The following is a 10991-nucleotide window of genomic DNA, read 5'->3' as shown; positions in this document are numbered from 1 at the left end:
GCCCGTAGTGGAAATCAACGGCTTTACTTTATTTTATTGTAAAAGAAAAAAGACTGTAGGCAAACTCAAAATTCATTGAGTTTGTCTACAGTCTGCAATAATAATTATTATTTTATACCTATTTTTATAAATACTTAAGAACTTTATTGAAAATAGTTTTTTAGTATAATAGTTTCGCTTATACAATTCCATAAATAATCAAAAATATATAGTAGTATAACAACTATTTGATACCTTTTTGAGATATGTTTATTAAAAAAGCACTTTCAGCAAAATGCTTGAAGTGCTCTTAATAAAATCCATTTATTGTTTTTGATTTTTTGCCTGACGCTCCCATTGTAATAAGGAAGGATATGGGTCAAATGCCCATTCGGTTCTGCCATTAAATTTGTAAATACCATAGTGCAGATGTGGAGGGAATTTACCAGATGTTCCTTCTTTACCATAGCCAGAGCTGCCAACATAGCCAAGAACAGTGCCTGGCTTTACAATTGTACCTACTTCAATATCCTTATGATAGCTACCAAGATGGGCATAATAATGATAGGAATTATGATTGTCACGAATACCAATACGCCAGCCACCAAATTGATTCCAGCCTTTTATCTCAACAATGCCATATGAGGTAGATAAGACAGGTGTTCCATAGTTTGCAAAAATATCTGTGCCTTCATGGATACGACGTCCACCCCAGCCTCTATTTGCTCCCCATGTGCCCCTGTAGCTATAATTAGACTGAATGCTAACTGGAAAGGTATGGTCATCCAGCTCTGTTGTTTTAAAGTGCCTGTATAATGTCGAAATCGTCACAATTTGATTAACAGCTTCTTCGCTGCCGTAATATTCCCATAACGCTAATTTAAAGTCTTCATCTGTGTTGCCAAATTTGCCTAAATAGCTAGCCATCGAGAAAATAACATCTTCATCATCTTGTGGGCTTGCAATACCATCATTATTTCCATCTAAGCCCATTCCTCCAAAGTAGCTAATGGTTTCAGGATTTGTATCTTCTTTTATAGGGTTTAATGCTCCTGACCAATATTCATCTGAAAATTGGATAGCCAAATAGCCATCTCTTGTTGGAATATCTTTACGAACGGATTGTAGATTTCTTTCATATTGGTCGATAGCGGCTAAAAAATGCCAAGGAATGAGTAATTCATCAAATTGTACATAATAGGACATACGCTGCTGTAAAAGTTCTGCTTCTGTAAGCTCCTCCTTTGCGAAAGAGGGAATTGGGCACAAAAACGCCCCTAACAGCATGAACAATAAAAGAAATTGACAATGGCGATACAATGATGGACCTCCTTTCTAACGTTAGAATAACCGAAATTTTTATCTTCATTCAGCAAGCTTATTAGTGGAAAAAATACATACTAACAGACGTGCTGCCTATGTGCATGAATGAATAAAGTATGTCACTTTTGCTAAGCAAAAATATTCCCTTAATTAATTATAAATGTAGTTTTAGCCTGATTTCACAAGTGTTTGGGACAACTTTAAACAAGAATGGATAAGAAGAAACTGTAGGAAAGAAAAAGTAATGGGTATCATCATGTCATTTCCTTCATAGTATGTTATAAATCAAGCCCTGAATGGAGGGAAGGCTATTAACATTTTAGATAAAGTGAAAAACTATCGCGAAGAAGAAAATAGGCTGAAGTGGGAAGGAACATTTGCAGAGTATTTAAACATTATTAGGGAAAGACCTGAAGTTGCTCAAACAGCCCATTCACGCGTCTACAATATGATAAAAAGTGCTGGTGTAGAGGAACGCGATGGGCAAAAAATGTACAAATTTTTCGGACATGAAATTTTTGGGCTTGAATCAGCAATTGAAAGGTTGGTGGAGGAATATTTCCATCCAGCAGCACGCAGGTTAGATGTTAGAAAGCGTATTTTATTATTAATGGGACCTGTTAGTGGTGGTAAATCAACAATTGTTACCTTGTTAAAGCGAGGGTTAGAGCAATATTCGCGCACAGATGAGGGCGCAGTTTATGCCATTAAAGGATGTCCAATGCATGAAGACCCGTTGCATTTAATTCCACATCATTTGCGTAACGACTTTTTTGAAGAATACGGTATACGAATTGAGGGGAGCTTATCACCTTTAAATACGATGCGTCTTGAAAAGGAATATGATGGACGTATTGAAAATGTGATGATTGAACGTATTACTTTTTCAGAGGATAAACGTGTAGGCATTGGAACATTTACACCATCAGACCCTAAATCACAGGATATTGCAGATTTAACAGGAAGCATTGATTTTTCAACGATTGGTGAATTTGGTTCAGAGTCTGACCCTCGTGCATATCGCTTTGATGGAGAGCTGAATAAGGCGAATCGAGGTATGATGGAATTCCAAGAAATGCTGAAGCTGGATGAAAAATTCTTATGGAATTTATTATCCTTAACACAGGAGGGGAACTTTAAAGCAGGCAGATTTGCGTTAATTAGCGCAGATGAGTTAATTGTTGCTCATACAAATGAAACAGAATATCGCTCGTTTATTTCTAATAAAAAGAATGAAGCATTGCATTCTCGTATTATTGTGATGCCAATTCCGTATAACTTAAAGGTGAGTCAGGAAGAGCATATTTATGAAAAGATGATTAAAGAGAGCGATATGTCCCATGTCCATATTGCACCGCATGCTTTAAAGGCCGCAGCAATCTTTTCGGTTCTCACTCGATTGGAAGTACCGAAAAAGCAAGGTGTGGATTTAATTAAGAAAATGCGCTTGTACGACGGAGAAAATGTGGAGGGATTTAATTCCGTTGACTTGGAGGAGCTGAAAAAAGAGTTTCCGAACGAAGGCATGAACGGCATTGATCCACGCTATATTATTAACCGTATTTCTTCTGCGATTATTCGTAAAGAAGTACCATCCATTAATGCATTAGATGTTTTACGAGCACTAAAGGATGGCCTGGATCAGCATGCTTCCATTTCTCAAGAGGATCGCGAAAAATATATGAATTATATTGCAGTGGCACGGAAAGAGTATGATGAAATTGCTAAAAATGAGGTGCAGAAGGCATTTGTCTACTCATATGAGGAATCGGCTAAAACATTGATGAATAATTATCTCGATAATGTAGAGGCATTTTGTAATAAGCATAAACTTTACGATCCACTCACTGGTGAGGAAATGAATCCTGATGAAAAATTAATGCGCTCGATTGAGGAGCAAATTGGCATCTCAGAAAATGCTAAAAAGGCATTTCGTGAGGAGATTCTTATTCGCATTTCTGCCTATGCACGAAAAGGCAAGCGTTTTGACTATAATTCTCATGAAAGATTACGAGAAGCGATTCAAAAGAAATTATTCGCTGATTTAAAAGATGTTGTGAAAATTACAACCTCTTCAAAAATGCCTGATGAATCACAGCTTAAGAAAATTAATGAGGTTGTGGCAAGGCTTGTGGATGAGCATGGCTACAACACAACATCTGCCAATGAATTGCTGCAATATGTAGGCAGCTTGCTTAATCGCTAAAGACCTAAGCTAGATAGGAGTGTCCGATTTTAAGGGCACTCCTTTTATTATCAGAATTGATTTTACGAAAAAAGTTCAAGAACGTGGCTTTCAAGCATAGGATAGAAAAAGTGAATTTAATAGATGGGTGAGGATAAAAATGACTGAACACGAAAATAAGGGGTTTGTTATCTCTCAGGAAAATTGGTCCCTCCATCGTAAAGGGCACCAAGACCAACAGCGACATATGGAGAAAGTAAAAGATGCGATAAAAAATAATTTACCTGATTTAGTCAGTGAAGAAAGCATTGTAATGTCCAATGGTCGTGAGGTTATTAAAATCCCAATACGTTCCCTAGATGAATATAAAATTCGTTATAACTATGATAACTCTAAGCATGTAGGGCAAGGACAAGGTGATAGTAATATTGGGGATGTTGTGGCGCGTGATGGCAGCAAGGGCAATCAGGGGCAGGGCAATGGCAAAGAAGCCGGTGACAAGCCTGGTCAAGATTACTATGAAGCGGAAGTAAGCATTGAGGAAATTCAAAATGTGTTATTTCACGAATTAGAGCTACCGAATTTGCAGCAGAAAGAAAAGGCAGATATTAAAACGGAAAAAATAGAATTTAATGATATTCGCAAAAAAGGCTTAATGGGCAATGTTGATAAAAAGCGCACAATTTTAAATGCATTAAAGCGCAATGCGATGCAGGGCAAGCCACAAATAACACCTATTCATAATGATGATTTGCGTTTTAAAACATGGGATGAGATTGAGAAGCCAGAATCTAAAGCAGTTGTGCTGGCGATGATGGATACAAGTGGCTCGATGGGAGCTTTTGAAAAATATTGTGCACGCAGCTTTTTCTTTTGGATGACAAAGTTTTTACGTTCAAAATATGAAACCGTTGAAATAGAATTTATTGCACACCATACAGAGGCAAAGGTCGTAACAGAGGAGGCGTTTTTTACAAAGGGTGAAAGTGGCGGAACAATCTGCTCATCTGCTTATAAAAAGGCATTAGAGTTAATTCAGGAGAAGTATCACCCTTCACGCTACAATATTTATCCTGTGCATTTTTCAGATGGTGAAAATATTTCAATGGATAATGAGAAGTGTTTAAAGCTTGTTGGAGAGCTAATGGATGTGTCCAGTATGTTTGGCTATGGGGAGGTCAATCAGCATAATCGTTTTTCAACATTAATGTATACGTATAAAAAAATAGATGATCCCAAGTTTAGATACCATATTTTGCGTAAAAAAGGTGATGTCTATGATGCGTTAAAAAGCTTTTTTAAAAAAAATGAAGAGTAAGGTCAGTATCACGTTCAAAGGAGGAGGCGTACAATGGATACAAAAGCGCTTCATCGAGCCATTGATGAAATTACTGAAATTGCCTCAGGCTTTGGCTTAGATTTTTATCCGATGCGTTACGAAATTTGTCCAGCAGATATTATTTATACATTTGGAGCCTATGGCATGCCTACACGTTTTTCACATTGGAGCTTTGGTAAGCAGTTTCATAAAATGAAGCTTCAATATGATTTAGGGCTTAGTCAAATTTATGAGCTTGTTATTAATTCCAATCCGTGCTACGCATTTTTACTGGATACAAATACATTAACACAAAATAAATTAATTATTGCCCATGTATTAGCGCATTGTGATTTTTTCAAAAATAATGTTCGTTTTTCAAATACACGAAGAGATATGGTGGAGAGCATGACTGCCACGGCTGAACGCATTGCTAGCTATGAAAGGGAGTATGGCAAGGATGAGGTTGAGCGTTTTTTGGATGCAGTCTTAGCCATTCAAGAGCATATTGACCCCTCACTTGTACGACCAAAGCTATCTTGGAGCGATGAGGATGAGCAGGAGGAGGAAAAGCTGCCAACACGCTCCTTATATGATGATTTATGGAGCATCGAGGAAAAAGAAAAGGTCTATAAGCCAGCAAAGCGACGTTTAAAGCATTTTCCGCCAAAGCCCGAAAAGGATTTATTATTATTTTTAGAGGAGTATAGTCGCGAGCTGGAGGAATGGCAGCGAGATATTTTAACAATGATGCGTGAGGAAATGCTTTATTTTTGGCCCCAGCTAGAAACGAAAATTATGAATGAGGGCTGGGCATCCTTTTGGCATCAACGAATTATGCGTGAGTTACATCTAACAACTGCAGAAACGATTGAGTATGCTAAATTAAATGCAGGGGTCGTGCAACCATCAAAAACATCCATTAACCCATATTATCTGGGCATTAAAATTTTTGAGGATATTGAATATCGCTACGATCACCCTACTGAGGAGATGAAGGAGCTAGGGGTAAAGCCAAACTCTGGGCGCGATAAAATATTTGAGGTGCGGGAAATTGAATCTGATATTTCCTTTATCCGCAACTATTTAACAAAAGATTTGGCAAAACGAGAAGATTTATATTTATTCCAAAAAAAGGGCAATGACTATCGTATTACAGATAAAGACCATGAAATAGTACGAGATCAGCTTGTATCGATGCGCGTGAATGGCGGCTTCCCATATATTGTTGTGAAAAATGGCGATTATTTACGCAATGGTGAGCTATATTTAGTACATGGCTATGAAGGCATGGAGCTGGACCCTCGTTATTTAGAAAATGTACTGCCTTATATTTATCAGCTATGGGGACGTCCTGTGCATTTGGAAACCTATGTAGATAATAAACCTATGCTATACTCATATGATGGCACCAAAAACACGAAACGGCATATATAGCTAAAAGCTTCTATCTGTTAAAAGGATATTTGAACAGATAGAAGTTTTTTATCTACGAATTTGTTAAAATAGAGTTGAATAATTACGGAACTGGAACGGTGAAAAAACGTTGAAAACATTTAAAAAGGTATATATAGAAATAACGAGTGTTTGTAATTTAGCATGTAGCTTCTGCCCACCAACAGCTCGTGCAAAGGGGCTTATAAAAGTGGAGCAATTTAATAATATATTAGATGAAATTCGTCCACATACAAAATATATTTATTTGCATGTAAAGGGGGAGCCACTTTTACACCCACGCATTGACCAACTGCTAGATGTTGCTCATGAAAAAGGCTTTAAAGTCAATATTACAACAAATGGTACACTTATTAAAAAGAATCGTGAAAAATTATTAGGCAAGCCAGCATTACGTCAAATTAATTTCTCCTTACATAGCTTTGACGGTCATGAAGGTTCAGAAAACCGTGAGAAATATTTAGGGGATATTTTGGATTTTGTACGTGACTCTAGAGAATATAACACAATTATTTCTTATCGTTTATGGAATTTACAAAAGGATCATGTTTCTGACATTGCAGCACGTCGCAATCGGGAAACATTAGAAATTTTAGAGAACGAGTATGGCTTGGATTACCATATTGAAGAAAAGGTAGAGCCCGGTAAAGGGGTTAAAATCGGTCCTCATATTTATTTGAATCAAGACCATGAATTTAGATGGCCAAGCCTATTAGCGCCTGAGGATGAGGGAAAAGGCTTTTGCCATGCATTGCGTAGTCAGGCAGCCATTTTAGTAGATGGTACAGTTGTACCTTGCTGTCTAGATGGGGAAGGTGTTATTAATTTAGGCAATGTCCATGAAAAACCCTTTGCGGAAATTGTAGAGGGGGAGCGTGCTAATCGTATTGTAGACGGCTTCTCACGGAGAGAGGCTGTAGAAGAGCTATGCAAAAAATGTGGCTATCGTCAGAAATTTGGTATGTAATGTTGAATAGGAAGAAACAGCTCCAAGGCTATTGACCATTGGAGCTGTTTTTCTTTGTTTGTGAATCAATCGTATCTAAAAAATCCTTTGTAATGCGTACTACATATTTTACCTCGTCTAAGTTACGTTCCCGTAGTAATGAGCGATGAATGTCTAGCATGAGGTTTTTTTCCTCAATATCAGTAACGCCAGATAATTTTTGAAAATTAAAAAGCTCTTCAGGGGAAATATCTAATGCCTTCATAAGTGTTTCCAATGTACTTAACGTTATATTGGATTGCCCATGTTCAATATTGGAAATACGTCCTTTACTAAAGCCTAATTTCCCTGTTCTTTCAGCTACTTCTTCCTGACTTAGCCCTTTAGATAATCGAATAATACGGAGTTGTTCACCTACTAGCTTTAAAAAATCTGACATATGATTCACCTCTATGTTAAAAGCTAGTGAAAAACAACTAAAATGACTATACTATTATAGTGGTATAATAGAGAAAATGTTACATTAAAATGGTACAATCTTTAGAGTAATACTTTTTCTTAGCCAAATGACCTAATTGAAACAACTAAATAAGCATTTTGAAAACAGCATTATGCTGATGGTCAGCAACTACAACATAAGATTGGGGGATGAAAATATGATGGAGTGCTATTCATTAGAAGAGGTAGCAGAAATTAAAATGGGCGAGATGATGATGAATGACAAATATTTAACTAGGGATGGAACTCCTTTCATAACGAAAGAAACATTTAATCAATTATTTAGAAAAGGTCGTATTCATTCATTGCCGAAAGTTAGTCGTTCTATACAAGAGCAATACTCATTTTTACAAGTACCTGCTAAAAGCATACTGGTGACTAAGCTAAACTTAAAGGACACAAATATATACCAATGTGAAACAGAGCTATGTATTGGTCGTGGCATTATCGCCATCATACCAAATGAATCGATTGTTGTAAGTGATTATTTATTTCATTTTTTTAAGTGGTATCAGCTCAATAAAGAAGGGAAAAATATTTATCAGATCGTCATTGATTTACCAACAATTGCAATTCAGTATCAGGTTGTTCATCTGTTAAATAGGATTCAACAATTACTAGCAAATCGGGATTTTTTAATAACAGCAGTCGAAGGGCTTCCACGGTATTTTAGCAATATTTCGCAACAAGCAAATCAGCAATCTAGAAACTTACATCAAGGATTTGAGCAGCTACAATATTTATATATGGAAATACTACATAAAATTTTTAATGACCAATTTTTAGCAGATGTACATGAACATAATTTTTGTCAAAAACTTAATAATCTATAGCAAACATAAAGCAAATAACGTCAGTGCAGAGTTATCTGAAGCAAAGCGGGAGTAAATGCCCGCAGAGCTGGAGCGAAAATCTGCGAGCAGAATAGATACTCGCGGAGCTGTAGTGAATACCCGCGAAGCTGGAGCGAATACTCACGAGCAGAGCGAATACCCGCAAGCAAAGGAAAAACTCTTCGCACTGACTTATTAAATTTCAATAATAATTGGCAATATCATGGGCTTGCGTTTTGTTTGAGTAAATAAATATTGTCCTACAGCTTTTTTTATTTCTCGGCGCAACACATGTATTTGTGGTCGGCTTTCTGTTTGTAGCTTATGAATAACTTCCTTTGTCAGCATGTTGACCTTTGTTAATAGCTCCTCAAAATCCTTTGCATATACAAAGCCCCGTGAAATAGTATCTGGCTCTGAAATAACAGTGCCATCTGCTTTATTTAATGTTAAGACAATAACAAGCATGCCATCCTCTGAAAGCTGCTTGCGGTCACGTAGTACAATGCCTTCAACCTCACCGATTCCTATACCATCCACATAAGTATCCCCGGCTGGAATTTTACGTGTTTGCCGAGCCTCTGAATGTTCAATATCGACGACATCGCCATTTTTCAAGATAAATGTATGCCCTTTTTCAACACCAATAGCTTCTGCCAATAAACGATGCTGATGCAGCATACGGAATTCACCGTGAATCGGAATAAAAAATTTAGGCTTCATAAATGTTAGCATAAGTTTTAAATCCTCTTGATAGCCATGTCCTGACACATGCATTCCAGTATGACTAGAAGAGCCATAAATCACTTTGGCCCCAAGCTGGAATAAATGATCGACAATACGAGAAACACCCTTTTCATTGCCCGGAATAGGGGATGCGGCTAAAATTACCGTATCATCTGGCAAAATTTTCACCTCGCGATGACTACCATTCGCTAAACGAGCAAGTGCAGCTAAAGGCTCCCCTTGACTCCCTGTGCAGAGCACTACTACTTCTTCAGGGGGGAGATACTTTACCTCGCGAGCATCAATTAGCAGATCATCTGGAACATCTAAGTAGCCACGTTCAATTGCAACATCCACAACATTGACCATACTGCGGCCTAATAAGGCTAGCTTTCGATTAGTGAGTATAGCTGCGTTGACAATTTGCTGAATACGATTCACATTTGAGGCAAAGGTGGAAATAATAATTTTACGCTCTGCATGTAAAAAGGCCTCCTCAATATGCTGTCCAACAAGTTGTTCAGAGGGAGTTAAGCCTGATCTTTCTGCATTCGTGCTTTCTGAAATTAACACAAGCACTCCCTTCGAGCCAATTTCAGCCATTTTATGAATATCTGCAAACTGATTATTAACAGGTGTTAAATCAAATTTGAAATCACCTGTATGCACAACATTTCCTTCAGGTGTAGATAAAACAATGCCTAAGCAATCAGGTATACTATGGCTGGTTTTAAAGAAACTAGCTGCCATTTGGTCAAATTGTAGTGTAATATCTGCATGAATTTCTATTAAATCGGTTTCTCTTAAAAGCTTATGCTCTTTTAGTTTTAGCTCAATTAGTCCTAATGTGAAGCGAGTAGCGTAAACAGGTACATTGATTTTCTTTAAAAGATATGGAATACCGCCAATATGATCCTCATGCCCATGTGTCACGATTAAGGCTTTAATTTTTTCTTGATTCTCAAGTAAATAACTAATATCAGGAATAATTAAATCAATGCCAAGTAAAGTTTCATCTGGAAATTTTGCACCACAATCAATAATGATGATGCTATCTGAATACTGTACGACGTACATATTTTTACCGATTTCATTAATGCCACCTAGGGCGAATATGGATAATTGCTGCTTTTTTGTGGACACTGCATTCCCTCCTAAATGTCTAACTAATGCCATTATGTAGTATAGCTTGGAATGTTTTATCCTATACGAAAAGATGCTATGGATGAATAATAACTTCAGTACCAATCGGCACAATGCTTGCGAGCTCTTCAACATCTCTATTTTGCATGCGAATACAGCCATGTGATACGGCATGGCCGATGGAGCTAGGATCATTGGTGCCATGAATGCCATAATGCTCCTTTGATAAACTCATCCACATCGTTCCAAATGGACCACCTGGATTTGGCGCTTTATTGATAATAATAAAGCTGCCTATTGGTGTTTCATGTAGCATACGGCCAACGGCAATAGGGTACTGCTTTTGCAGTGTATGATGGTGATATAAACGCAGCCAGCGATTATTAGTAGAAATTTCAATGTGATAAGGAATGCTGGCAGGATTCGGGAAACCAGGTATTACAATTTGCTGACCAATATAAAGAATATCAGGCTGAATTCCCGGATTGGCAGCAATAATGGACTGCAATGGCGTGCGATAATCTCGTGCAATTTGGGACAAAGTTTCTCCAGCCTTAACGGTATGAATCAATGTTTTTCCCTCCT

General features: G+C 37.4%; 9 protein-coding genes. 5 read left to right on the top strand and 4 right to left on the bottom strand.

The features are described 5' to 3' along the window. Positions 1–303: 303 nt before the first annotated feature. The gene (locus ACIQVU_RS15355; RefSeq protein WP_340807597.1) at positions 304–1299 is read right to left on the bottom strand and encodes a M23 family metallopeptidase; all 996 of its coding nucleotides are present in this window, start codon (positions 1297–1299) and stop codon (positions 304–306) included. Positions 1300–1612: 313 nt separating this feature from the next. On the opposite strand from ACIQVU_RS15355, the gene ACIQVU_RS15350 reads away from it, so the two are divergent. The 4 genes from ACIQVU_RS15350 (at position 1613) to ACIQVU_RS15335 (ending at position 7227) form a co-directional block, all read left to right on the top strand. Further along, positions 1613–3508: a PrkA family serine protein kinase gene (locus tag ACIQVU_RS15350; RefSeq protein WP_340808624.1), complete on the top strand. Its 1896-nt coding sequence runs from the start codon at positions 1613–1615 to the stop codon at positions 3506–3508. Positions 3509–3647: 139 nt separating this feature from the next. Further along, positions 3648–4805, top strand: a complete 1158-nt coding sequence (yhbH, locus tag ACIQVU_RS15345; protein WP_340807596.1) for a sporulation protein YhbH — start codon at positions 3648–3650, stop codon at positions 4803–4805. Positions 4806–4838: 33 nt separating this feature from the next. After that, a complete protein-coding gene (locus ACIQVU_RS15340; protein ID WP_340807594.1) occupies positions 4839–6242 on the top strand; it encodes a SpoVR family protein in 1404 nt (467 codons plus the stop codon). A gap of 109 nt (positions 6243–6351) precedes the next feature. Continuing rightward, a complete protein-coding gene (locus ACIQVU_RS15335) occupies positions 6352–7227 on the top strand; it encodes a radical SAM/SPASM domain-containing protein (protein WP_402896215.1) in 876 nt (291 codons plus the stop codon). A 28-nt stretch (positions 7228–7255) separates the two neighbouring features. Here ACIQVU_RS15335 and ACIQVU_RS15330 read toward each other — a convergent pair whose 3' ends face one another. Next, positions 7256–7645, bottom strand: coding sequence for a helix-turn-helix domain-containing protein (locus tag ACIQVU_RS15330; RefSeq protein WP_340807592.1), 390 nt, complete (start codon positions 7643–7645; stop codon positions 7256–7258). Positions 7646–7862: 217 nt separating this feature from the next. On the opposite strand from ACIQVU_RS15330, the gene ACIQVU_RS15325 reads away from it, so the two are divergent. After that, positions 7863–8537 (top strand): restriction endonuclease subunit S, encoded by a 675-nt coding sequence (locus ACIQVU_RS15325; RefSeq protein ID WP_340807590.1) that lies wholly within the window; start codon positions 7863–7865, stop codon positions 8535–8537. A gap of 195 nt (positions 8538–8732) precedes the next feature. Here the strand turns inward: ACIQVU_RS15325 and ACIQVU_RS15320 are convergent, their stop codons facing one another. Beyond that, positions 8733–10406 (bottom strand): ribonuclease J, encoded by a 1674-nt coding sequence (locus ACIQVU_RS15320; RefSeq protein WP_340807589.1) that lies wholly within the window; start codon positions 10404–10406, stop codon positions 8733–8735. 76 nt (positions 10407–10482) lie between these two features. Next, positions 10483–10977, bottom strand: a complete 495-nt coding sequence (locus ACIQVU_RS15315) for a L,D-transpeptidase family protein (RefSeq protein ID WP_402896212.1) — start codon at positions 10975–10977, stop codon at positions 10483–10485. Between the last annotated feature and the right edge of the window lie 14 nt (positions 10978–10991).

Source organism: Lysinibacillus sp. NPDC098008 (assembly GCF_044760715.1).
Taxonomy (GTDB): domain Bacteria; phylum Bacillota; class Bacilli; order Bacillales_A; family Planococcaceae; genus Lysinibacillus.
Note: the sequence above shows the minus strand (reverse complement) of the source record. Positions and strands in the feature narration are given on the sequence as shown.